The sequence below is a fragment of the Amycolatopsis rubida genome (assembly GCF_900115345.1).
Classification (GTDB): Bacteria; Actinomycetota; Actinomycetes; order Mycobacteriales; family Pseudonocardiaceae; genus Amycolatopsis; species Amycolatopsis rubida.
The window spans coordinates 221,639-248,025 of sequence record NZ_FOWC01000003.1 but is presented as its reverse complement, the minus strand read 5'-3'; the positions used below and the strand labels follow the sequence as shown (position 1 = coordinate 248,025).

At 69.9% G+C, this 26,387-nt stretch carries 10 protein-coding genes; 4 read left to right on the top strand and 6 right to left on the bottom strand.

The window, feature by feature from the left end:
- Positions 1-6 precede the first annotated feature (6 nt).
- The 3 genes from BM362_RS15510 (at position 7) to BM362_RS15500 (ending at position 17,461) form a co-directional block, all read left to right on the top strand.
- On the top strand, positions 7-15,711 hold the full coding sequence (locus BM362_RS15510; RefSeq protein ID WP_143132428.1) for a WXG100-like domain-containing protein: 15,705 nt from the start codon (positions 7-9) through the stop codon (positions 15,709-15,711).
- A complete protein-coding gene (locus BM362_RS15505) occupies positions 15,704-16,276 on the top strand; it encodes a type VII secretion system-associated protein (RefSeq protein ID WP_093573588.1) in 573 nt (190 codons plus the stop codon). Before BM362_RS15510 ends, BM362_RS15505 begins: the two co-directional genes overlap by 8 nt.
- 69 nt (positions 16,277-16,345) lie before the next feature.
- Entirely contained in the window at positions 16,346-17,461 is a 1,116-nt protein-coding gene (locus BM362_RS15500; protein ID WP_093573587.1) for a hypothetical protein, read from the top strand.
- Here the strand turns inward: BM362_RS15500 and BM362_RS47440 are convergent.
- Positions 17,389-18,081, bottom strand: coding sequence for a hypothetical protein (locus BM362_RS47440; protein ID WP_167545311.1), 693 nt, complete (start codon positions 18,079-18,081; stop codon positions 17,389-17,391). The two genes, BM362_RS15500 and BM362_RS47440, sit on opposite strands and share 73 nt — an antisense overlap.
- A complete protein-coding gene (locus BM362_RS15490; RefSeq protein ID WP_067590563.1) occupies positions 18,078-19,088 on the bottom strand; it encodes a helix-turn-helix domain-containing protein in 1,011 nt (336 codons plus the stop codon). Before BM362_RS15490 ends, BM362_RS47440 begins: the two co-directional genes overlap by 4 nt.
- Positions 19,089-19,256: 168 nt before the next feature.
- Here BM362_RS15490 and BM362_RS15485 point away from each other — a divergent pair, with 168 nt between their 5' ends.
- A complete protein-coding gene (locus BM362_RS15485) occupies positions 19,257-21,149 on the top strand; it encodes a putative Ig domain-containing protein (protein WP_093573586.1) in 1,893 nt (630 codons plus the stop codon).
- 1,493 nt (positions 21,150-22,642) lie between these two features.
- Here BM362_RS15485 and BM362_RS15480 read toward each other — a convergent pair.
- Genes BM362_RS15480 through BM362_RS15465 form a run of 4 tightly spaced genes read right to left on the bottom strand, consistent with a single transcriptional unit; the run spans position 22,643 to position 26,369 of the window.
- A complete protein-coding gene (locus BM362_RS15480) occupies positions 22,643-23,566 on the bottom strand; it encodes a ribokinase (protein WP_208865213.1) in 924 nt (307 codons plus the stop codon).
- Entirely contained in the window at positions 23,563-24,597 is a 1,035-nt protein-coding gene (locus BM362_RS15475; protein WP_067590552.1) for a phosphotriesterase family protein, read from the bottom strand. Before BM362_RS15475 ends, BM362_RS15480 begins: the two co-directional genes overlap by 4 nt.
- Positions 24,590-25,585 carry a DMT family transporter gene (locus tag BM362_RS15470; RefSeq protein ID WP_067590550.1) on the bottom strand — a complete coding sequence of 332 codons (996 nt, stop codon included), beginning with the start codon at positions 25,583-25,585 and terminating at the stop codon, positions 24,590-24,592. The genes BM362_RS15475 and BM362_RS15470 overlap by 8 nt, the downstream gene beginning before the upstream one ends.
- 31 nt (positions 25,586-25,616) lie before the next feature.
- Positions 25,617-26,369 carry a glutamine amidotransferase gene (locus BM362_RS15465; protein ID WP_067590546.1) on the bottom strand — a complete coding sequence of 251 codons (753 nt, stop codon included), beginning with the start codon at positions 26,367-26,369 and terminating at the stop codon, positions 25,617-25,619.
- Positions 26,370-26,387: the final 18 nt, after the last annotated feature.

Genomic DNA, 26,387 nt, shown 5'->3' with positions numbered 1-26,387 from the left:
CCCGCGATGAGTCTCATGGTGGACCCCAGCCTGAACTGGGTGTTCTACATCATCGCGGGTGACGCCTGGCCGCAGGGCGACGAGGACAAAGCACGCGAACTGGCCGCCGAATGGGATCAGGTCGCACAGGAAATCTCCGCCGCCGGAACCGGTTTCAGCCAGCTGGCGGACCAGGTGATCTCCAACGTGGGCGGCGAGGTAGCGACCAACTTCGCCGACTACGCCAACAAACTCAGCACCATGGGCGCGGGTTTCTCCTACCGGGCCCAGCAGCAGGCCGCCGCGCTGCGCGAATACGCGCTGAATGTCGAGAACGCCAAATACGGCATTCTCATTTCCATCGCGGTCACCGCCGCGGACCTGATCTGGGCGATGACGAACCCGTTCACCGCCCCGTTGATCCCGGGAATCTGGGCGGCCGGGCGGACCGCGGTGATGCAGATCGAACGCTCGCTGATGTCGCGCCTGATGAGCCTGCTGTCGAGGGTCGCGCGCGAGGCCGCGCAGGAAGCCGCGGAAGAGGCGGCCGAGGAGATGCTGGCCGAGTTCATCCAGATCGCGCAGGGAAACCGGGACGGCTTCGACTGGAAACAGATCGGCCAGAACGCGGCCTTGGGCGCGATCGGCGGGGCGTTCGCCGCGGGCGCGCACAGCGGCCTCGGCAAGTGGGGCCACAACGTCTTCGGAGCGGCCGGGGTGGAAGCGGCCACCGAGGTGGTCGTCGGCCTGTCCGGGGCCGGCCTGTTCGGCGGAGACCTCGACAGCCTGGGCTGGGGAGCCCTCAACGGCGGCCTCAGCGGCGCCGCCACCCACGGCGCCCACCACGCCGGGCAGAGCCTGCACGACAAACTCACCGGCGGCGGCAATGACGGCGGTGGTCAGGGGAAGGGCCCGAACGACCCCGGCGGGGAGAACGGTCCCGGGAACATCAAGGTGAACCCGATCAACGGCCCCACGGCACCCGGCGGGTCCGGCGGCTCCGGCGGGTCCGGCGGCTCTGGCGGCGTTGGTCCTGGCGGCGTTGGCCCTGGCGGCTCCGGCGATTCCCACGGCGCAGGTGGCTCCGGCGGAGTCGGCCCCGGCAGCTCCGGCAATTCCCACGGCGCAGGTGGCTCCGGCGGAGTCGGCCCCGGCGGCTCCGGCGATTCCCACGGCGCAGGTGGCTCCGGCGGAGTCGGCCCCGGCAGCTCCGGCAATTCCCACGGCGCAGGTGGCTCCGGCGAAGTCGGCCCCGGCGGCTCCGGCAACAACGCTCCGCACAACGACGGCCAGAACACCTCCTCCGCGCACGGCAACAACTCCACCGGCAATTCGACTTCCGGCGACCCCCGCTCGACGGGCGGCTCGAACTCCCCCGGCAGCACCTCACACTCCGGCACCGGACCGAACTCGGCCGGCAACCCCAATTCCGCAACCGGCTCGCACTCGGCGAACGGCAGCACGCCGAGCGGAGGCCCGAACTCCGCTGCCAACTCAAGTTCGGCGAACGGTTCCCACTCCGCGAACAACTCGCCCTCACCCGGCGACGCCACTTCACCGGGCGGCCCCCGCTCCACGGGCAACCCGGACACGGCGAACAACCCCAACTCCCCAGGCAGCAACCCAACTTCACCGAGCGGCCCCGCCACCGCGGGCAACCCGGACACGGCGAACAACCCCAACTCCACAAGCAACTCGACTACACCGAGCGGCCCCGGCTCAGCAGGCAACTCAGACTCCGCGAACAACTCGAACGCGCCCACCGGCAACACCCCCGCGAACGGTCCGGCCGGCAATTCCGCGCCAAGCCCCCACTCGCCCGGCAGCAACCCCGCCGGAGGCACCGACTCGTCCGGCAGCGCGAACACTCCCGCCACCGGCTCGAATCCGCCCGGTGCCAACCCCGGCCCCGTAAACCCCGGCGGGCCCGCCACCACCGGCCCGAACCCCGCTCCCGGCACGAACGGCGACCAGAGCACCGGCCCCGGCACGACCGCCGGAAACCAGAGCACAAACCCCAGCCCGAGCCCGAATCCGGGCACGAACGCCAACCCCAACCCCAGCCCGTCTCCCGGCACGAACCCCAACCCCAGCCCGTCCCCCGGCACAAACCCCAACCCCAGCCCGTCCCCCGGCACAAACCCCAACCCGGACTCCGCCAACCACGGCACGAACGGCTCCGACCACCACACCGCCCCGCCCCCGTCGACGCCGGACTCGGTGCGGACCGGCAACCCGGCTCCGCCACCCTCCGCACCTGGCCACGCCGGGTCCCCAGAGGCAACTCCGTCAACGTCCACGCCGAACCCCAGCACGAACGGCACCCCCGCTCCGCCGTCGTCCGCGCCCCACACCACCGGGCCCCAAGACGCCACCCCACCAGCTTCCGCGCCTAACTCCGGCACGACGGGACACCCGCCCGCCGGCTCCACCAGCACGAACGGTCACCCCGCAGCGGGCAACCACCCCGTCTCACCGCCCGCGACCAGCGGCAACCACTCGCCCGCCGCACCGCACGACGCCGGCCTACCCGGCTTCAGCGGTCACCCGACCGCGGCTCCGCACTCCGCGGGCGAGCCCAACGGCTCCCCGAACCCGACGACTCACCCCGGCCAGGAGACTGCCCCGAGCCCGTCCGGCCACGCCAACCCGGGTCCCGCGGCCAACGCTTCTCCGGGCTCGTCGCCCAGCCCGAACGGCACGGCCTCGCCACATCACCCCGCCGGGGCGAACCCGTCCCCCGACGCCGTCCGCACCCCGAACACCAGCCAGGGTTCGACCGCCAGCACCAGCCCGAACTCCCCCGACCCGGCCGCCAGCCCGCAGCCCAAGCCGGTACCACCGCCGACTTCGAGCAGCGTCAAGGGCATCGACTCGACCCCCAGCCCCGCCCCCAAGACGACCGTCGACGGCTCGAACCCGCACGCCTCCCCCGCCCCGGATCCGAGCCTCGTCCGGACCTCGGTCGCCAATCCCGGCCCGACGAGCGCCGATCCGGTCCCGAGCGCCCGTCCGAACCCCGACACCAACCTCACCTCGAACCCGGCTGCTTCTCCGGGCCCGGCCACCACGCCGAACCCCAACACCCACCCCAGCCCGAACCCGCCGACCACACCAGACCCAGCCGCCAAGCCGACCTCGAACACCCACCCCAGCCCAAACCCGCCGACCACACCAGACCCAGCCGCGAAACCGACCTCGAACACCCACCCCAGCCCGGCCGCGGACCCTCACCCCACCTCGAACCCGGCCGCCGAGCCCGCCTCGACGCCGGCTCCCTCCGCCCAGCGCGGGCCAGCCGCCACCTCGGTCGTCACCCCGGGCACCGCCTCCTCGCCGACGCCGAATCCCGACCGGAACCCCGACAGTTCGACGAATCCGGCGACCAACGCGAAGCCCGCGGCCGAGCCGGCCCCGCGCGACCCCGCTCCCCAGCCAAAGGCCAGCCCAGCGCCGTCCCCGGCGAGGCCGATCAGCACCAAGCCCACCCCTGCGCCGAGCGAAAACACCGCTTCGCGCCAAGACACCCCGGGGAAACCAGCCCCAGCGACACCCCGCCAGGACACGCCGGCCGGGCCGGCCAAGAAGGCGACCACCGCGGCGAATCCGCCGCGCCGGGACCTCGACACCCCACCCTCGCCGCCCACGAAACCGACCCCCCACCGCAACCTCCACACCCCGGTCGCCGCACCCAAAAAACCGGCCCCCAACCTCCACACCCCGGTCGCCGCGCCGAAAAAGCCGGCCCCCGCCGCCAGCACCGGCCCCGGGCCGAATGTCGGCAAGCAGCCCCCGGTCACCGGCGGCAAGGCCGATTTCGCTCAGCACCTCAGGAACTTCAAGTTCACCGTCGTGCACGAAACCGGCATCATCGGCGACCTCGGCACCCGCAACAGCCAGGAAGGCGTCGGCGTAGTGGCCACCGTCGCCGCCACTCCGGACGACAATCTCCAGGACCTCGCGGAAAAGTACTCCGCCGGGTTCACCGGGAATTCTTCGGACGGACGGTTCGGCCTGGTCATCGGACTCAACGGGACACCGGGCTCAGAACAAGCCATCAACCAGAAAATCCAGCAGTTCCAGAATACCTGGGACAACCGTTTCCCGGTGGCGATCGTCGGATTCACCTGGAAACACCCGAGCAACCCGGTCATCGACCAGAAAACCATCCCCTACGGCGGCATCCGCGAAACGATCGTCCGGAACCCGGTCACCGAGAAGCTCACCCAGCAGATCCGCGAGGCGGGCGGCGACAACGAGGTCTACCTGCACACCGGCGACGCCGACATCCATTCCCTCGCCACCCGCGACGGGCCGCTGTTCGACGCGGTCAACACCGCCGTCCAGCAGAACCCCGAAGGCCCGCCAGAGGTGATCAGCGGCGGTTACCACGTCCGGCCCGAGGACGGGGACCTCGCCAACCGTGCCGCGCAGCTGGATCTCGACGTCCGGCAGGCGCTGGCCGGAGTCGACTCCCGGTCGGTTTATTTTCCGGAGCCGAACACTTTCGTCCGGATGCCGGGAAACAAGCTGGAGAACGACGCGACCTTCGGCACCAGAAACCCCAACACCGGCAATTTCGACTACGGGGCCAAAGAAGGCCAGGGCCTGGTGGATTCAGTCCTGTCCCAGCGCAACCCGAGCTGGCAATACAGCGACCATCCGAGCGCGATCGCGAAATTCTCGTCCGATCTCGCCGTCCAGACCGACGGATCGCGGATCGCGGGCAAGGTCGGCACCGATCCGAATGGCATCACCGCGCTGACCCAAAGCCACGCCAACGAAACCACCTGGTCCGACCAGATCGGCCACTATCTCGGCAATCACACGACTCTCGATCCCAATCTGGCGAAGATCGCCGCGAAAGCCGCGTTCCACGAGATCACTCCGAGCGGGCCGACGCCGAACCGGCCGGAGGTGTTTTCCGAGGTTGTCGCGAATCTGCCCAAGAACGAGCGCACGTCGCTGGTCAAGGGCATGAAGGAGAACGTCGACGACGGCAAGAAGCTCGCCGAGCTGACCCTCGCCACCCGGCAGGCGCTGGTCGACAACCTCAGCGGCAACCGTCCGGCGACCACGCAGACTCCCGCTGCCGCGCCGAAGAACAACGGGCAGGCAACGGCGGCGCCGAAACCGAACCCGAAAACCCTGCCGGGGCCGAAGGACTGGAACGGCCGTCGCGACACCGCACCGGTCACCCGGTTTTCCGCGGAGCGGTTCGACCCGGTCAAGAAGATCGCCGGGCAGTTCACTGGCAACCGCGCGGGGCTCAAGGGCGGGCAGCTCGCCGGAGCGATGGCGCACATCCGGTTCGACGTGCGCCGGTTCGAGATCGCGCCGGGCCAGTGGGTGCGCGAGCACACCATCCCGATCGACCTGACCTCGCATTCCGGCTCGGTGTCGCCTGCGCAGCGGGAGCAGTTCATCCAGGAAATGCGGGCCCACCTCGACGACTGGGTCAACCAGTCCTCCCGGCTGCCCGGCGGCGACCAGCTGCACGTCCGCCTGGACGTCCGCGTCGCCGACGACATCCACCCGGAGGACACCGGCTGGCAGGCCGATCCCGGCCGCCGGATCCCGGTGAACCTGCACGATTCCACTGTGGACTCCGGCACCCCGGACACGAACCAGCTGAACTGGGACGTGCACGACTCGCCCTTCGGCGTCACCCACGAGCTGATGCACTTCCTCGGCCTCGGCGACGGCTACAAGAACGACGAAATGCTGTTCAACCGCCAGGACCAGCCGGGCGTGATGGGCCCGGACGCCTGGCACGATTCGCGGCTCAACCAGGGCAACCTGGCCCAGCTCGAGCAGGTGTCGAACACCGCGAACATCCGTGACCACCATCTCGGCGACTCCCCCGCGACGAACCCGCCACCGCGGCAGGACGACCTCCGTTCGCAGCCCGATCCGGACGGCAAGCCGAACCTGCACACGCCCATCAAGGCCCCGCCGGACCCGCACCCGTCGAGCGAACCCGCCCCGGGAACGCACGACCAGCAGACCGGTGTCCAGTTCGACTCCGAGCGCGGCGTCCAGGCGGTCCGGGAAAGCAATCCGAAAGCCAGCGAGACCGTCGCGAACCGCGTGAAACCCCGCGCGTTCACCCCGGACGAAAAGGCCGCCGTCGCCGACGCGCTCAAGCACTACGCCCCGATCATCGGCGACCAGCGGCAGAATTCCTCCCGCGCCGGGATCGAGCAGGAAGTCCAGCACGTCGGCGCGGCGAACTTCGGCATCGAGAACGGGCAGCTTTCCCCTGGCATGGCGGGCGAGTACATCGGCTCGCACCGGACGGTCAACGTCTACGCGATGGCCGGCTTCGACCGGGACTTCGGCGGCGGGCGCCGCGAGGTCGAGGGCATGCTCACCCACGAACTGTCCCACGGCCTGCTCAAATACGCCCTCGGCGACTACACCAAGCACGTCGGCGTCTGGAACGAGGACAACACGCCGAAGCGGGCGCCCGGCGCCGAACCGCCGACGGACCCGAAGTTCCGCAGCGATTTCGAGGACTTCGCCGGGTCGATCCGGACTCATCTGGCCGCGCCGGGCAAACTGGCCGCCGACGCGCCGCGGCGCTCGGAGTTCGTCAAACAGCTCGAACAGTCCCATCCCGAGGTGTTCGCGAAACGCGGCGAAACCGACCTGATCCGCGTGCGCGCCGCCCGGATCGCCAAGGAACTCCGCGAGGAGAACCTCTCGGCGTTCAACGAGCACACCGGATACTGGACCGCCGACGGCTTCCCGTCCTTCGACGGCGAACGCCCGATCACCCGCTACGGCGCGACGAACCCGAACGAGGACATGGCCGAAGCGGCCAAGTTCTATTTCCTCGACCCGGACCGGTTGCGGGCCGAAGCCCCCCAGCGCGCCGCGTTCTTCGACCAGCTGGTCGCGGACTGGACGCCGCGTCAGGACGAAGCCGTGCTCGTCGCCGACGAGCACACCGAAGAGGAGCCCGACACCCGTCCCCTCGCCGACCGGCTGCCCGAGTTCGCCCGCGACGGCACAGCGCTCGGCTCCGTGGTCCCGGTCGACGTCCGCGGCGCCGAGGAGGTCGGCACGAGCATCGAAAACCTGATCCACCGCCTCAACCCGAAACCGCGGAACCCGCCGCACATCCACGGCATCGAAGCGATTACCGATTCCCTGTCCGGCCCTGAGTTCGAGTCCTTCATGGGCGAGGGCCGCAAGCAGATGGTGCGGGCGGGCGAGAAGTGGTACGAGGTGCACGTCACCGCGGAGCCGGACTTCGGCTCCGTCAACGCCGGCCAGATCACGAAACTCCCGCAGCCGACCATCGGCGACGTCAAGAACGAGGTCAAGACCACCCACGCGAGCCCGAACACCGACACCACCGCGAAGGTCGTCGGCTCCTCGTACTTCGCGATGTTCCCGGCCGGTCCGTACGCCTCCGTCGGCGGCACCGCGCAGCTCGCCAGCCCGTCCGCGGAGCACACCGGCACCACGACCGGAACCGAGCAACGGGTGATCCGCACCGCGGGCGATATGCAGCGGGCCGACGCTCCGGTCACCTATCGGATCACGGTGCGCAACGAAACCGGCGGACTGGTCGGATCCACAGTGGAGGGCCAAGTCGGAGTGGTCCTCTCCACGGACTTGGCCAACCTGAAGCAGGAACAGCCTGCCGGGCCCGCGGAGCCGAAGCCGGACTGGGCCAGGAAGATCGAATTCCTTTCGCCGGAAGCGGTCGACTTCGACGAGAACGCGCTCTTCGATCAGGTGAGCAAAAACCTGCATCCGTCGGTGACGAAATTCGGCGCCCCGGGCCGTACCTCGCTGCGGGAATTCCTCAGCCGCGGCGGGGTGCGCAGTATGCTCGGCACCGCGATGCAGGGCAGTCCGGTGGTGTCGAACGACCTGCTCAGCCCGCACGGTGCCCACCGCGACGCCGTGCAGTTGGCGGCGCGGCCGACGAACGTCGAATACCTCGGCACCATCCCGGGCGACAGCGAACTGCGGTTCAACGATTCCTCGGTAAACGGCGGAAGCACCACCGTCTCGTCGAAATACGGCGGGGAGGTCAATGCGATCTTCGGCGGCGGTTCCTATGTGCCCGGGGCGGTCGGCGGCGTCGGCGGGGTCAGCGGCAGCTATTCCCGGAAGGTCAACCAGCAGTCCACAAGCGGCACCAGCTTCACCAACAAGTCCACAGTGAACGCGAAGGGCGACATCGGCCTGTACAAGGTCACCGTCGACCTCGACGTCACCACTTCCGCCGGGGAAAAGACCACCGTCCAGGCCACTTCGTACACGCGGATGGGCTTGCCCGAGGCGAAAGCACAGGGACTTCCGGTACCGAAGAACACCGCGGCGAAGTTCAAAGACGTCGGTGCGCGCTACGAACCGCCCTATCTCGCGGCGGCCATGGCGGCGGGCACCGCGCGGCCCGGGTCGTTCGAACCGGCGACGCGTGTCCAGCCGCAGATCGAAAACGCGCTGCGGAACCTGCCGGGGGCGGACAAGTTCCTGCCCCGCTGGGACAAGTTCCAAGGCGACGACCAAGGCTCCGGCCGGGACGTCTCCGAGCGGTTCGCGAACCTGCGGAAAATCACGTCCACGTTCTCCCTCGCCTCGCTCCGGGGCAAAATGGACAGTCTGTTCACCCAAGGCGTTTCAGCCCAGTTGAAGCGGCGCGGGCTGTTCACCGACGAGTACATCAACGTCACCGTGAAGGCGAAGCCCGGGCCTGGCCGTCACCTCGGCCAGGCGGACGGCCGCGCGGTCAAGAACAGCAACGAAACGAGCCCCTCGCTGACCAGCGCGACCACCACCGAACGAGGCTGGACGGTCGGCCTCGAAGGCCGCGTGATCATTCCGGGCGCCACGACGGTGGCGAACCTCGGCGTCAGCCCGACCGTCAGCCCGCTGCAGTACTCGGACAACCGGACGTGGAAGAACTCCGGCGGCCCGACGGTGACCACCACGACCGGCAAGGGCGGCAGCCCGGATTCGCAGGTCTTCGAGCACGACATCGAGTTCGAGGTCGAGATCACCAGTTACACGCGCCACCGGCCGTGGGTGCGGCGGCTGACGCCCGGATCGCCCTTCCGGGTCACGCCGAAGGTGGCCACAGTGGCCAAAACCGGCGATCCCGGCCTGCCGAAGATCGACGGCAAAGTCGATTTGTGGATCAACGACGGGGCCGCGCTCACGAAGGACCCGGCCGCATTCAAGCCGGGCAAACCCGGCGTGGTCTCGATGACGCCGAACGAAACCCCGAGCATCGACGACTTGCTGACCCAGCAGCAGAACCACACGACGCCGAAATTCCTGCACGTGGAAGCGTTTGCGAACACCGAGGCGCTGCGAGACGAGGCGTTGCGCCAGCTCCAGCGCGCGGCCGGCGGCGACGCGGTCCTCGGCCTGCCCGGCAGCGAAGCGCGGGCCCGCGTGGACCGGATGTTCTCCCCGGAAAACTTCCGCGGCCTCACGCCGAAGCTGCTCAAACAGGGCGGTACCGCGAACGGATTCCGCTACGACCGCCGCGTCGCGGACCGAGTCGGCGGTCTCGGCATGGGCATTTCGCTGAGCAATCCGAAGCTCGTCGCGGTCTCGGAAACCGGCGGCGGCGACCGGACGTATTCCGGCGGTTCGAAGGCCGGCTACGAAGGCACGCACAAGCAATCCGTCGAAGCCAACGTGCAACTCGGCCTCACCGTCCGGCCGCCTGGCAGCGACACCCACGGCCAGGGCCAGTTCTTCGGTACCGCGAAGTGGAGCCCGTGGCAGCGCAGCTCCGGTTCGTCCCACGAGATCACCGCGAGCATCGACCACACCAACCGGTCCTCTTCGGACAGTCGCACGGTGCTGGTGCAGTACGACACGAACGTCCGGCTGATCGCGGAAAGCCGCCAGGAAGGCTTGGTCAACGGGTCGATTTCGCGAGCAGGCGCGGACGTCCAGCTGCCGGGTTCGGTCTTCGTGGCGATGGCCGAGGACGAGGCACGCGCGGAAGGATTGCTGCCGCCGGTCGAGCCGCGCACCCCGGCGCCGGGCAAGCTTTCCGCTCCGCCGCTGGTGGGCGGCAAGTCCAGCTCGCTCGGCTCGGCGGTGCTGGAAGACGCTCCCAACCTGACGAAGCTGGTGCAGGACGCCCGGCAGCAGCTCGGCGGACTCGGCGACAGACTGCTGCCGAAATCAGTGCTGAACGATTCGATGAACAACCTCCAGCGCACCCTCGACACGGCTTCTCCGGAAGCAGTTACGTCCCTTGTGGACGGTGCACTGGACGGCGGCGTGTCCTTGCTGGCGCACGACGCGGGCGTGCTCTGGACCGACAACTACCAGCTGCTGCTCAAAGCGAAGATCCTCGACACCCAGTTCCTCGACGTGAAGCACGACGGCAGCGAGGTCGACCACGTCGTCAACTCGACCCGGACAGGCAAAAAGAATTCCGGCCACGGCTCGTCCTACGGCGGCCAGGTCCGCGGTGCCGGCCGCGGTCTGTTCGAGGACAGCCAGCCCAAGGTCAGCGGCTACGACGGCGCGTACCTGGGCGCTTCCGGGACCCGCGCGAAGACCGACCAGACCGTCGAGAACACGACCACGACCACGGCGTTGACCTCGTCCTCCAGCGGACCGTCGGCGCGGTATCGGCACCAGTTCCAGTTCGAGCTGGTCGTCGCCCGGGACGGGCGCACCTACCCGGTCGCTTCGCAGGAGGCGACCGTGACCTCGCGGTCGTCCGCGGACGACCACCGGATCTCCGGCGACGAGCAGTACCACACCAAACTGTACGGCTCGCGGACGACCGAACTCAGTGCCGCGGAGTCCGCTCCGGACCGGCTCGACGCGTGGCAGCGGGAAGGTTTCGGCCCGCTGCCGAAATCTTCGACCGTCGAAGGGATCCGCGGCGCCGCGGACGTGCGGGCCGCCGCTGTCCGCGCGTTGCGGCTGGCCGGCGCGGGCAACGGGCTCACCGGGCCAGGGACCGGCGCGCACAACACGCTCTCGTCCTCGATCACCAACGAGACGCTGCAAGCGCATCTCCCGAACATGGTCGGCACACCGTTCGCGACCCCGGATCTGCATTCCTCCGCGGTGACCGGCAGCAGCCACGCCTCGGTGAAGGTGTACACCCGCGTCGTGAAACCGGAGCTGACCGGGCTGAGCGATTCGGTCAAACTGGAGCGTTCGGACCAATCCGGGTCCACGTTCACCGGCGAGGCCAAGGAAACGGTCACCGGCGAGCAGCAGGGCAACATCGGCACCGGCGGCATCACCGATCCGGGCCAGAACACGCATTCGTGGGGCGGGCTCGACGCCCGCAACCCGATCGGCCGGACCGATCCGACGTCCAGCACCGCCGGAGCGCAGCGGTCCGTCGTCGGCAAGGACAAGGGCCGGACCGGGCTGGTCGGATTCGACGTCGAGTACCGGATCGTCGCGACGGTCGACGGCAAGACCGCGGCGGTCGAGGTGCGGGTGCCGCAGTCCTCGCGGACGCGGATGAGCGAAACGGACCTCGAAACCTCGCTCGGCCAGCCCTTGCCGGAGACGCTCGCTTCGGCGCAGGACACAGTGAAGAAGGCCGCCGAGGACTGGCGCACGGCCGAAGAAGAACTCGAAAAGGCACAGCGTGACTTCGATGATGCGTGGCTGTCCGAGAACGACAACGTCCGCACCACGACCGACGGCGCACGCGGGCTGAACCTCCCGGTCGACGGCAATCCCGTGCAGCAAATGCGGCAAGCGGTGCAGACGGCGCAGAACGAAGCTCGCGACGTGGGCCAAGCGCTGCGCGCGGGCAATGACGAGATCGCCCGGCTCAACGAACTCGACGAGCAGTTGCTTTCGCTGGCTCTCGGCGAGGAACCGGGTTCCGTCGCGCAAAGCGATCTGGTCGCGCGGGCCTGGGACGCGCAACGGCAGGTCGAGCAGATCCGGAACGAGCAGGCCCGCCTGGTCCAGCAGCGGCAGGCCGCGCAGGATCGCGCCGCGGAAATCCTGGCCGTGCTGGACGAGTACCGCAACAACCACACCGATCACTCCGCGCGGCAGGACGACGCCGCCAACCGGATCCAGGAAGCCCGCGAGAAGGCCGACGAGGCGCTGCGGAAATGGTGGCAGGCCAAGTCCGAAGCGGACAGCCAGATCCACGCGCACACTTGGCCGCGTCCGCCGGAGAACGCCTCGGAACAACATCGCGAAGGCACTGTCGAAGCGAACGACACCGTGTCCGGCTGGGACACTGACACCGACCGGCCCTACAGCTTCGACCCGCACGAGATCCAGGTCCGCCAGATCACCGACGGCTCCGGCCGGGTTCGGGCCGTCTCGTTCCTCCCGGCGAACGAGCACACCGAAAGCGTCGAACGGGACTGGGTCGACAACAACTCCGGCACGGTCAGCACCCTGCCGGAAGGCGCGACCCCGGAACAGTTCGACCCGCTGCTGAAGCAGGCCAACGCCACCGGGGCCACGCCGGAGCTGTCCGGCCGCCGATTCGGCGAATGGGCCGGCCACACCGCGGCACCGTGGGACGACGACTCCCTTTTCGTCTTCGCCCACGGACGCGAACAGTCGGTCAAGGTGACTCTGCTCGGCGGCAAGACTGTGCGGGTCGACGGGGACACGTTCGCCCGGATCGTGGCCAGGGCCGCTCCGCTGGCCCAGTCCCAGTCGGTCACGCTGATCGCGTGCGGCACCGGCCAGACCGACGGACCAGGCGGCCTCGCCCACGACTTCCAGCGAGCGCTCGGCGAACTCGGCGGACCGTCCACAGTGCACGCACCGACGAAACCCGCGTTGTTCGGCCGGGATTCGGCGACGCTCGGCAAGGCCATCGGGGCGAGGGGCGGGTTCACCGCGGTCACCGACGGCGGCCATTTCCGCACCTTCGGCGATCCGTCAGTCCAGTCCACGACAGACACCGCGCCGCCCGTCGAGGAAACCCGCTACTCCTCGCCCGCGGAGCTCGTGGCAGACCTGCGGCGGACCGCAGTCGACGGCCCGCCGCCGTCGCCGTTGCTGGGACCGGATCTGTTCGGCCTGTACCGTGCCCCGGAACCGCCGGAATTCCTGCGCGGGCACGACTTCCGCACCCTCACCGCCGGACAGGGCATCAGCTTCCTGGACCTGCTGGACCTCACCAAGGGCTACCAGCTGAGCGGCGAACACCTCGATCCCGCGAACCTGGACGACAACCGGGACTGGACGCTGGAGAAGCAACGACCGGACGAGAAACTGTCCGCGTGGGCGCCCGGCGACGTCGAGCCCCTCGCCAAGACGACGTCAACGCCCTTGCTGATGCACTCGATCTGGCTGGGCGGACCGCTCAAGGACACCGGCACCATGCACACCTTCCGCCGCAACTTCGGCGACGCGGCGGACCGGCTCGGCGACGGCATCGTCCCCGTACTGTGGACGGACGTGCCGCGCTGGCAAACCGAACTGGCGCTGACCACCACGGCCCCGCAGGAGGGTCCGGATCCGCTGCGCGACGTCCGCGATCTGCTGCGGTGGGCCGGCGAGCACCGCGTCCAGCTGGTCAATGTGGACGAGGTGTTCACCAGCGAACATCCAATGCGGACACAGGAGTTCTACCTGTCCGAATCGGCCAAGCAGACCGGCCCGGGATTCGCGGCGGCGAGCGACATTCTCCGGCTGGAGCTGATGCACCGGTTCGGCGGCCTCTACACCGACGGCGACAATGTCGTGCACGGCCTCGACGACGTGGTCCGCGCCGCCCAGTCGGACGCCGGATACGCAGTGCACCGGGTCGGCGGGAACATCGCGAACTCGGCGTTCACCATGGCGAAAGGACACCCGTTCGCCGCGTCCTATTTGGACCAGCTGCGGGACAACTACGGGCAGACGCAGGCGAATCTGATGCCGCGCGAGGTGGACTCGCTCGGCCAGGGCTTCTTCGCCACCCCGATGGGCCGGGTGCACCGGCAGTCGGTGATGTACCGTTCCGGCCCGGTCGCGATGACCGAAACGGCCCGGCGGATCGGCCTGAACTCCGCGCTCGAACTGCCGGGCATGACGGAGATCCGGATGAACAGCGACCACAGCTGGCTCCTGCCGCCGCAGGGCGATCCGGCTCCGCTGACGGACCGGTTCGAGACGCTGGAGCTGACCCAGCGCGTGATCCAGACGCTGGTGCGCGGCCTGCACAACCGCGACGGCGACCTGCATCTGACCGCCGTCGAGCCCGCGGTGCGCCGGCACGCCGACCCGGATCTGGTGTGGCAGGCGGCGTTGTCCTACATCGCGGCCGATCCGAAGCTGTCGTCTCTGGTCCGCACCGTGACCGACCGCAGCAGTTACACCGGCGAGGTGCACGACGTCCCGCTGCCGCCCGCTGCCCGCGCGCTGCTGACCATCGACGACAGCCGCGTGCATTACCACCTCGGCGAGGTCCAGCGCGCCGCCACCATGCAGGCCGACGACGCCGTCCTGGTGGCGGATACCCCGCTGGACACCCTGATCTCCCGGCTGCGTTCGACGGACGGCCCGGTCCCGCCGATCGAGGTCACCGGAACCGGGCCGGACGGCCGGGCGCACGCCACCGCCGCGGCGCGCGAACTGGCCGGGAACCTCGCCGGAGCCTTGGGCGCCGACGTGCTGGACCGCGTCCCCGTGAAGATCCGGGTGTCCGAAGGGGACGGTCGGGTCAGGATCGCTTTCGGCCCGGGTGTCGAGATGCCGGCCGGCACGCCCGCGCCAAGGGTTTTCCGCGGCCTGGACGACGGCCCCGCACCCGCGACACCTCGGCCCTGGACACAGCACGGCCGTACCGTGGGGGTGCACTACTCACCGTCCGATGTGTCCGTCCCTCATGGATCGTCCTTCCTGACCACCGACGCGACAGCTGTCCGAAACTTCACCAGGCAACTGCGCACCGACGGCACAGACCGTCCAGCCGACGCGGTCGCCGTCCGGCTGTCGGCGGCCGGACACCCGACTGCGAAATACTTGCTCGGCAGCAGCACCGAAACGGACCTGATGGTCGAAGAACTGGTGCGAACCGCCACGCACCGCTGGTGGTTCCGCCCGGCCCCGCCTGCCGGGCCGATCGCGCTGAGCGACCGGGACGGCACCGCCAAACTGCTCGGCTGGGTCCTCGCGGAACTCGGCCGCGGCGAGTCGGCCGCTTCTCTCGCCGAGGACGTCGCGCGGCACGAACGACCGGACCTGATCTGGACCGCCGCCGGCGAACTCGCCGCGCTCCGTAACGAGTTGACCGAGCAGCACGCCTTCCTCCAGCTGCACGGCGTGACCGACACCTTGCTGGGCAAACCGGACGCCGCCGCAGTGCTCTCCGACCTTGCCGAAACGACCCGGGACGGCGCTGACGTCACCCGGATCGCCGAGACAGTCGAGGTCCTGCAGCGGCACGGCGCCCTGGACGCCGTCCTGAGCGCACCCGGCGGCCGGGCTTTGCTGCTCGAAGAGATCACCCGGCTCGCCGACCACCCGAACCCCGACGGTTACGCCCGTGGCCTGGCCGCCGCCATCCAGAAGCTGGCCAAGAAGAACCTGTCCGCGGACGCCTTCCGCACTGCACTGCGGAATGCCCTCGACGGGCCTCGAACGCGACCGGCCCTGCACCGGCTGAGCGTCGCCGGGCTGGGCTGGCTGGACCGGTGGCACACCGCCGCGGCCATCCGCCGCTACCAGGCGGAGGAACGCGCCGCGTCCGCCCGCCAGGCCGCTGAACTGGCCGCACTGGCGGAAGGGAGTCCAAGCCATGAGTGAGTTCCGCCCGGTAGATTCACCGGAGGCGAAGGAGGTGCCAGCGATGGCCGAGGACCAGTGGGTGCTGCTGGTCGACCCGGCGTGGCGCCCGGCGTCGACGACCGACGGCGCCGAAGTCCCGAGCCCGCCGCCCCAGGCAGTAGTCGGCGGCTGGCTCGCGCGCGAGGACGGGTCCCTCAGCCGCTTCGAGCCCAATCCGTCCTACGAACCGGCCGCGGAAGACTCCCCGACCGACCCGCTGGACGCCGTGCTCCGCCTGTCCGCCCGCGGCGAGGCAGACTTCGACCAGCTGGCCGCGGTCTTTCGCGAATCAGCCTTCGCGGTGGCCGTGGACACCGACGAATCCCCGCTCGTCGCGCCGTCACCGGACAACATCCCGTGCCTGCTCGTCACGACGGCCCCGGCGCACCGCCGCCGAGTGCGTGCTGCCGGGTGGCGTCCGGCCGCGCCCGTCGACCTGCTCCGCCTGCTGAACGACTACGACGGCGTCGACCTGCTCATCAATCCTGGCGCGCCGGGGTGCCTCCGGCTGCTGGCCGACAGCGTCCGGGAGATCACGACCTGACCGGTGCCGTTTTTGTCGGTGCCCCGCGCCATGATGTCCCCCGGCAGCAGCCGAAGGGGAGGAACGGCGATGCGAGTGCTGATGAGCGGCGAAGCGCCGGTGAGTTACGCGCAGATCCACGTCCAGAGCTGGCCGGGCATGCCGAAGGAATCCGAGTATTTCGGCGGGCAGCGAAACGGGCTGTGCGGTGCTGCCGTGCCCGGTTGCCTGTCCCTGGTCACCGGCTTGAACAGCGGGCGGGTCGGCTTCCGGGCGGAATTGCACGACGAGGCGCCGCCCCTGGACGAGACCTGGGAGGACATAGTCGAGGTTTCGTTCCGCCCCACCGGTGCGGTCTCCCTGGTCGCCTGGGGCGGTTACGGCTCGTGGCCGCTGGATCTGGACGCGATCGGCTACCGGGTCCGCTACAGCGGGAGCCGGATGGACGAGGCCCATCGGCTGGGCATTCCGGAGGGCGAGGAGTTCGAGCCTGACCGCTATCTGCTGCAGTTCTGGCCGGGTCCGCCGGAACCGGACCGGGTGGTCAAGCAGACCAGCGAGACCGCTGCCTACTGGCACGCGGCGGCCAGGGAACGGCCTGCTCCGCCGCCCCCGGAGGAGAAAGCCGAGGCAGAACGCCTCGCGCGGCGGCAACGAGAACAGGCCGCCGCGCAAGCGCGCTCGCGGGCCGAGACGCGCGAGTGGGGCGGACGCTTGCCCAGCGAACGGCTGCGGCAGTTGCGGGGCCACGCGCTGAGCGTGGCGAAGCTGGACCGGCCGCTGGCCGACGCGCTCGCCGAGGCGGATCCGGCGACCCAGCGCCAGATCGCCCGCTGGGTGGTCCGGCGCGCGTTCGCCGAGGCCCAGCTGACCGAGGTCGAGTGGATAGCCCCCGCGCTGGCCGCGATGGACCGGGGCGAAGCTTTGCCCGCGCCGTTCGACGACGACCGGCGGGCGTGGGACCTCCTGCTCACTGACGAACGGGTTCCGCACACGCTGGCCACCTCGCCGGACGGACAGCACGACAACTGCCTGCAGCAAGCGATGGCGTTCCCGGCGGTGTTCTCCGCTCGCGAACCGGACCCGCTGAGCGCGGCGTTCAGAGCGCTCTGGTCAGCCGCGGTCGCGTTCGGCTACGGACGGCACGGAGTGCTGTTCGCCGAGGTCCGGCAAGCGTTTCCGGCGCTCGCCGAAGGAGGCGGGTGAGTCGTGACGACAGCTGGGCTCTGCGCACGTTCTCCACCGCGCCGGTCGGCAGGCGGGCTCCGGATGACGGTCGCCACAGCGGAAACCTCTGAGGCACAGCTGTTTTGGGTGGGCCGCGGCCGTCCGGGGATCACGGTGAGCCGCAGCGGTCCGGTGGCCACGGTGAGCCGCAGCCATCCGGTGATCACGGTGAGCCGCAGCCATCCGGTGGCCACAGTGAGCCGCAGCCATCCGGTGGCCACAGTGAGCCGCAGCCATCCGGTGGCCACAGTGAGCCGCAGCCATCCGGTGGCCACAGTGAGCCGCCACCATCCGGTGGCCACAGTGAGCCGCCACCATCCGGTGGCCACAGTGAGCCGCCACCATCCGGTGGCCACAATGAGCCGCCACCATCCGGTGGCCACAGTGAGCCGCCACCATCCGGTGGCCACAATGAGCCGCCACCATCCGGTGGCCACAATGAGCCGCCACCATCCGGTGGCCACAATGAGCCGCCACCATCCGGTGGCCACAATGAGCCGCCACCATCCGGTGGCCACAATGAGCCGCCACCATCCGGTGGCCACAATGAGCCGCCACCATCCGGTGGCCACAATGAGCCGCCACCATCCGGTGATCACAACGGCACCGACCGCACCGGCGAGGCACCCGGCTGGCTGTCCATCGAAAGCCAGTCATTGCGAGTCGCGTGCAAGGCGAGCTGAAACCGGTTCGCCGCACCAGTGCGGGCCATCAGGTTCTCCAGATACCGGAACATCGTCCGCCTGCTCACGCCGAGCACCCGCGCGACCTGGTCGTCGGTGAGGCCCGCGGCGAGCAATGCGAGCAGACGTCGTTCGCTGGGCCGGATCTCGGGGCCGGAGGCGTCGTCGGCGAGGCCGAGCGGCAGCGCGACCTGCCAGCACATGTCGAACAGCCCGGCCAGCGCGTCGAACAGGCCGCACGAGCGGATGAGCAGCACGGTGCGGTCCGCGCCGGACAGCGCCGCGCAGTCGTCGACGATCAGGAGCTTCACCGGGACCTCGGGCAGCACCCGGGCCTCCTCCCCGCGTTTGCCGCAGGGCAGGATGTTTTCCTCGACGTACTCGGGGCGTTCCAGCGCGAGCCGCCCGTAAACGGCGCGGTAGCGGACGCCGCGCGCCAGGTTCTCCAGTTCGATCTCGTTGGCGTCCGCGTCGGCGTAGTACGGCGGCGAGTCCAGTCCGCGCACCTCCGTCCGCGCCGCTCGCTCCAGTTGCCGCACCCGTTCGGCGGCAGTGGTTCCGCTGACCACCTCGATCATCGGGTCGGCGTCATGGCGGGCCGAGTGCCTGCGGTATTCCTCGTACAGGCGCGTCATCGCCGCGCGGGCTCCGGCCAGTTCGGCCTCGCGTTGCCTGCTCAGCACTTCCAGCACCGGTTCCGGGCGCAGCGCGGACATCGGCGAACCGGGTCCGTCGACGCGGCCGGCCAGTCCGATCCCGGCCAGCACGGTCAGCACGCGGCGCACCTCCGCGGGGTCGCGGCCGGTCTCGCGCGCCAGCCGATCAGGCGGAACCGGTCCCGACGAAAGTAGGTCGAGATAGATTTCTGCTTCGTCCGCTTTGAGCCCGAGCGTCAGGAGATGGCCGATTGCTTCGGGAACCATTCGGAGGCACCTCCACCGGGCTGGCCGACACCATTGCGCCACTGGCACCAGCGTGTCACCGCCAGGGCTGAACGAACTGTAGACAACTGGGCACCGAACGGCCCGACGCCGTTCGCAGGAAATTCCCTGGGAGGGATCGTGTCCCGTTCAGCCCGAAGAATCCTTGCCATGGCCGGTTTCGCGGCCTTGGCCTTGACCGCCCCGGCCCTGCCCGCCGCGGCCGCGCCCGCCGCGGCGCATCCGACCGCCCGCGTCTGCGCCGAGAAGGCGAAGCCCGGCATGGTCACGTGTTTCGCCGAACGCCAGACCGACACCATGCGCGCGCTGCTCTCCCCCGGCGCGCTGCCCAGCGGGTTCGGCCCCGCGGACCTGCGCTCCGCCTACAACCTCACCGCCGCCGGCAGCGCCTCGGCCACGGTGGCCATCGTCGACTCCAACGATGACCCGAACGCTGAATCGGACCTCGCGAGCTACCGCTCCGCCTACGGGCTCCCGGCCTGCACCACCGCGAACGGCTGTTTCAAGAAGGTGAACGAAAACGGGCAGACCAGTCCGCTTCCGTCCGCCGATTCCGGCTGGGCGGGCGAAATCTCGCTCGACGTCGACATGGTTTCGGCGATCTGCCCGAATTGCCATATCCTGCTCGTCGAAGCGAACCAGCCGAGCATGGCCGATCTCGGCACCGCGGTGAACACCGCCGTGTCGATGGGCGCGAAGTACGTCTCCAACAGCTACGGCGGCGGCGAGGACGGTTCCGAACCTTCCTCCGACTCAAGCTACTTCCATCACCCCGGCGTCGCGATCACCGCGAGCACCGGCGACAGCGGCTACGGCATCAGCTACCCGGCCTCGTCGCAGTACGTGACCGCGGTCGGCGGCACCTCGCTGTCCCGCAACAGCAGTGCACGCGGCTGGGGCGAAACCGCGTGGAGCGGCGCGGGCAGCGGCTGCTCCGGCTACGTGGCCAAGCCCGCGTTCCAGAACGTGACGACCGCCTGCGGCAAGCGCGCGGTCGCCGACGTGTCGGCCGTCGCGGACCCGCAGACCGGCGTCGCGGTGTACCAGACCTACGGCGGAAGCGGCTGGGCTGTGTACGGCGGCACCAGCGCGTCCGCCCCGATCATCGCGTCGGTCTACGCCCTCGCCGGCACTCCCGGCGCGTCCGACACCCCCGCCGCCTACCCGTACTCGCACACCGGCAACCTCAACGACGTGACCTCCGGCAGCAACGGCAGCTGCTCGTCCTCGGTGCAGTGCAACGCCGGCCCGGGCTGGGACGGCCCGACCGGTCTCGGCACTCCCAACGGCACCGCGGCGTTCACCGCGGGCGCGCCGAGCGGCGGCGTCACGGCGAACAACCCGGGCAGCCAGAACGGCGTCGTCGGCACCGCGGCGAACCTGCGGCTCTCCGCGTCCGGCGGCAGCGGCGGCTACACCTGGACGGCCACCGGCCTGCCCGCCGGACTGTCGATCAGCTCCGGCGGCCTGATCTCCGGGACGCCGACCACCGCAGGCACGTACTCGGTGACCGCGACCGCCAAGGACTCCTCGGGCGCCACCGGCTCCGCCACGTTCAGCTGGACCATCGCCCCGACCGGCGGCGGCACCTGCTCCGGGCAGAAGCTGGGCAACCCCGGCTTCGAGAACGGCACCAGCCCGTGGACCGCGTCCAGCGGAGTGATCAGCACGTCGTCCAACGGCGAACCCCCGCACAGCGGCACCTACCTCGCCTACCTCGACGGCTACGGCAGCGCACACACCGACACGGTCTCGCAGTCGGTGACCATCCCCTCCGGCTGCCACGCCACGCTGAGCTACTACCTGCACGTCGACACCGCCGAGACGACTGCTTCGACGGCGTACGACAAGCTGACCGTCAAGGCTGGGTCGACCACGCTCGCCACGTACTCGAACCTGAACCAGGCGAACGGATACCAGCTGCGCACCGTTGACATGTCGGCCTACGCCGGCCAGACGGTGACGCTCACCTTCACCGGCTCCGAAGACTCAAGCCTGCAGACCTCCTTCTGCCTCGACGACACGGCGCTGACCGTGAGCTGAATTCGAACCTGAGGAGGGGCCGCCCCGTCCGCGGGCGGCCTTTCCTTGCTGTGCAAGGAACTTTCACCTCGCGCGTGTACGGAATGCCCAGCTCGCGCAAAGTCTTGGTGGGCAAGGACGCGGCGGCGACCGGCACGGACAGTTCGCGGGCGAGGCCGGTGCGTCCGCGGAGCAAGGACCGGAGCGCGCCCGCGCGGGTGGTTCCGAGCAGGGCGGCCGCGGGTCCGGCGGACCGGCCGGGCAGCGGCATCGGGGTGAGCACGGGGGAGATGAGCATGGCGGGGCGGTCGGCGAAGTACCCGACCAGCGGGCATCCGGACCGCAGCAGCGTCGGCCGCAGGACCGGGCCGTGGCCGTGCCGGGCCCTTCCAGCGGAGCATCGGCCGGAGACTGGCGAACAGCGCTCCGATGCTTGGCGTGGAAGGGTTTTCGCCCACCAAACGGCTACGGCGACGCAACCGGGGCCAGTGCTTGGCATGCCAGCATTTTCGCCCACCAAACAGCTACGGCGACGCAACCAGCACCAATGCCTGGCATGCCAGCATTTTCGCCCACCAAACAGCTACGGCGACGCAACCAGCACCAATGCTTGGCGAGGACGCTCCGGTAGCCAGCACGGAGGGCCTGGTCCAGCATCTGCCACGCGTCGCGGTCCTGTCCGGTCAGCCTTGTCGTCCAGGAGGTCAGCGGCCGGTCGATCGCGCGGACCCGCCGCAGTTCGGCGTGCTGGGCGGATCGGGGAACATCGGGCCCGTGCCGGAGGGCGAGACGAGCCGTAGCTCTCGACCGGTAGCTCTCGCGCGCCCTGGTGGCGGCACTGCGGCATCTGCATCGTGAGGGTCAGCTCGGCGAGCGGGGCCGGATGTTCGGCGATCGACACGTGCAGAAGATCCTCGGGCGTGCAGCGCAGCCGAAGCACGGAAACCCCTTGTTTGAGTTCCAGCTCACACCATCGCGATCTCGGCTCTCGGTGCGCGAACATTGACCTCTCGGCAGGGGCCGGAAAATCGCCTGGCGGCATTCGGGCTGCCGGAATACGCCGTTCGCGGCCTCCTGGACATTTCCGCCGGAAGAGGGGTTTCCGTGCGAGGGAAATCAGCGCGGCGTTGGGTCTCGCTCGCCGCCGTCGCGACGCAGGCGGACGCGTCGGCGGGCTTTGCCGCGCAGCCGCGTTCCTCGCGGTTCACTGCCCAGCAGAGCGCCGCGCTGCACCGCCCACGTCATCCGAACTCTGTTCCTACGGCGCGTTCTGCGGATGAACAACCAAACACACCGCTACACGACGTCGTTCTGAAGCAAGGACAAGCCTCGCCGAGGGCGTACTACGTCCAGCCGCACGGGAACTGCCATCCCGTCTGGTACACCTCCAATGACTGCCGCCGCCCGGTCATGCGTCGAGCACCGCGCAGCCCCCGGCACCCGGCGGCGAACGGTTCAGCACTGTCACGCCGCACACCGTCGCCGTCGAGCGGATCCTGGTCCACACCACCGCGTCACGCCCCGAGGACTTCGGCCAGAGTCGGCAGCGAGGGATGCGCCCCGTGCCGCGTCACCACGACCGCGGCCACTTTCGCTGCGAAACCGCAGGCCGCCACGACGTCCTCGGTCGTCGGCTCAGCGGGAATCTCCGCGAGCCGGGCAGCGAGCGCACCGACAAATGAGTCTCCCGCGGCAGTGGTGTCCACGGCCCGGACTGCGACGGCCGGAACGTGTGCGGACGACAACGGGTCGAGGACCGCGCACCCCTCGGCCCCCAACGTCACGATCACCCACCGGCAGCCCGCGGCGAACAGTTCAGCACTGCCGCGACGCAACCCGTTGCCGTCGAAGGGATCCTGGCCGGTGAGCTGCCGGAACTCGATTTCGTTCGACACCACCACATCGCTGAACGGCAGCAGCTTCCCGGCCACGTCGGCGGCGGGCGCGGTGTTGAGCACCGTCAGCACCCCGCGTTCACGAGCAGCCGCGAACGCGCGTTCCGTCGCGTCGGCCGCCGCCTCCAACTGGCCCGCGACTACCTGAAGGCCCGGCAATGCGCCGATCGCCGCTTCGGCCGCCGCTGCCGGGATGTCGGCGTTCGCGCCGGCCACGACGACGATCGAGTTGACGCCCTCCTCGTCGACGGTGATCGCGGCCCGCCCGGTGGGCAGCGGCGATCGCCGCACGTGAGTCACGTCCGCGCCCTCGGCGGCGAGGGCTTTCAGGTACTCGTCACCGTCCTCGTCCTGGCCGACGCATCCGATCACGGCCACGTCCGCGCCGAGCCGGGCGGCGGCGACCGCTTGGTTGCCGCCTTTTCCGCCCAGTTCCCGGCTCGCCGAGAATCCCATGAGGGTCTCCCCTGGCTCGGGAATCCGCGGCGCTTGGACGATGTGGTCGACGTTGAGCGACGCGACGACAGCTACGGCTGGGCTCATGCGGTCAGCCATCGCGCCGGGACGTCCCGCATCAGCCGGGCCACGGCGCCGGCCGGGACGCCTTCGGCTTCGAGCAGATCGGCGAAAACGGTCGGCACGAATACCAGCCCGTTCCCGCCGTTGCGGGTCCACATCTGCTTCAGGAACAGGTCGTGCGACAACATGATCTGCTCCCCGAAGCCCTCGCGCACCCATCGGGCCACGGCGTGCGCGGTCTGGGACACCGTCGGGGCCACGCCTTCGCCGGGGAACGAAATGTCGAGGCCGATCATGTCGAACTCCAGCAGCACGCCGCGTTCGAGAAGCTCGCGCTGGTAGCCCGGATCGTCGCCGGACGGATCGCTGTGCGCCAGCGCGACTTTGCCCGGAAGCGCACCGCATTCGTCCAGCACCAGGTCGAGCACTTCGTGTCCGCGCCGTTGCCAGCCCGGCATGTGGATGTTGAGCCCGACGTCCGGCCGGGCCGCCTGCGCGAGTGCCGCGGCGCGCAACGAAGCCCGCTCCCCGTCGGTGAACAACGGCGAGACGCCGACCTCGCCGATGACGCCGGCCCGGATGCCCGTTCCGCCGACGCCCTCGTCCAGTTCCGAGAGAATGCGCGAGGTTTGCGCTTCGACGGCGACCGCGGTAATGCGCTCGCCCTCGAACTTCTCCAGGTACGCACCGGTGCCCATGATGACGTTCACCCCGGTCGCCTCGGCCACCGCCGCCAGCGCTCGCGGATTCCGGCCGATCGCCGCGCTGCCGGTCGCGTCGACCACCGTGCCGCCGCCGGCCACGGCGAACGCGGCCACCTCGCGCACGACGCTCGCGTGGTCCTTCACCGCCACGTTGTCGGCGCAGCAGTAGGGATCCTGGCGAAGCAGGAACTGCCAGCCGGGCCCCACTTCCGCTTCGACGAGCCGCCGGGTGGAGGCATAGGAAGGTTCGGCGACGGCGGAGGACAGGTCGTTGAAGAGGTGCTCGTGCGGCAGCACCAGCCCGAGGTCCGCGGCGTCGACCGCACCGAGGACGCCGCGCACCTCAGCCACGATGCACCTCGGCGGGCTGGGCGAGGGCCGCCGGTTCGGCCGTATGGCGGGACGGAATCATCGCGATCGCCGCGGCCGCCAGCGCCACGAGCGCGCCGAGGACGGTGACCAGGTGCAGGCTGGAACCCGCCGCGGGAGCGACGACTTCGAGCAGCAGCGATCCGATGAGCTGACCGGCCGTGGAGGCCAGCCCCAGCAGCAGCAGGCCCAACCCGCGCACCAGCAAGGCCATCAGCGCGATCGACAAGAGCCCGAGGGGCCCGCCGAAGTACATCCACCAGGTGCCCGGCAACGCGAAGTGGGCGCCCGAAGCCGCCATCCGCACGACGTACACCAGGCCGAGCGCCACGAAGCCGATGAGGAAGTTCCACGTGATGGAGATGAACATCGAGCCGGACAGCAAACCGATCTCGGAGTTGCCCGCGGGCTGCCAGCCGGCGAGCAGGCCGCCGACGAACGGCATGATCGCCAGCGCGATCATGTGCGGGGCCGACCAGTTCGGGGAAACGACCAGCACCGTGGCGCAGATGGCCAGGATCGCCCCGGCGACGCGCGGCGCGCTCATCGCCTGTTTGAACGGGACGCCGATGCCGAGGCGGTCGCACACCACGCCGGAGATGACCATGCCGGAGATCAGCGAGGTCTGGAAGATCGCCACCCCGAGGAAGCCCACCGTCACGCCTTCGGAGAGCACGATCACCGCACCGCACAGGCCTGCGAAGAAGTTCCACCGCGGGATCTCGCCGCGCACCAGCTGACCCGGCAGCCGGAAGAACGCGGTGCGCGTGCGGGCCCGCGCCAGCACGATGACCAGCATCAGCACCAGGCCGGTGCCGAAGGACACCAGCGCGGCGGCGTGCCCGTCGCCGAGTTCGGTGCCGAGATGCCCGTTGACCAGCGACTGCAACGGGCCGAGCATTCCGGCGAAGACGGTCGCGATCGTCAGCACGACGACCGAGGTCGCGCGGCGGGTGGGTGACGTACTCATCGAATCCTCCTTGATCCCGAGTGCGCGCGGCTCAGATTTCGCGTCCGGCGAGCCAGGTCAGCGCCTGCGCGAAGAGCTTGCGGTAGCCGTCCCAGCTCATGAACTCCTCCGGAGCCCAGTGCGGGGAGATGTCCGAGGTGAACGCGAGGGTGCGGCCCTCGCCGAACCGGCGCGCGGCCAGCATGACGTCGCCCTCGACGGTGGCGAGCAGTTCGGCGTCCGGCTTCAGCGTGGTGTGCTGGTAGCCCAGCAGGATCGGCCATTCCCGGTCGAGGCCCGCGACCACCGGGTGGCCGGACCGCACGACCTGGGCGCGAACGCCTTCCGGGGCCTCGACGCGGTCGTCGAACGGGTCGATGTCGACCGGGAGGATCTCCTCGATCGGCGTCCGGTGGTAGTTGGCCTTGCCCTCGAAGCCCTGGAAGCTCAGGTACCCGCCCGCCATCATCAGGCCGCCGCCGCCCCGGACCCACTCGCGCAGCAGCTTGAGCCGGTTGGGCGCCGGGCGGCCGCGGGTGAACGTGTCCGGGTGCAGCAGCAAGGTGTTGGAGCCGACGTCGGAGAGCAGGACGACGTCGTAGGCCCCGAGTTCCTCCAGCGTCTGCGGGAACTTCTCGGCCACGTCGTGCGAACGCAGGTGAGTCACCTCGACCCCTTCCGCCGCCAGCACCGCCAGCAGCCGCTCGCACCCGATCTCCACCTGCGTGTGCGCGAACGGGTCGTATCCCTTGTGGTCGATGGTCGCACTGACCCACGACTCCCCGGCTAGCAGGACCTTGACCATCGACGACTCCTTCGGGCG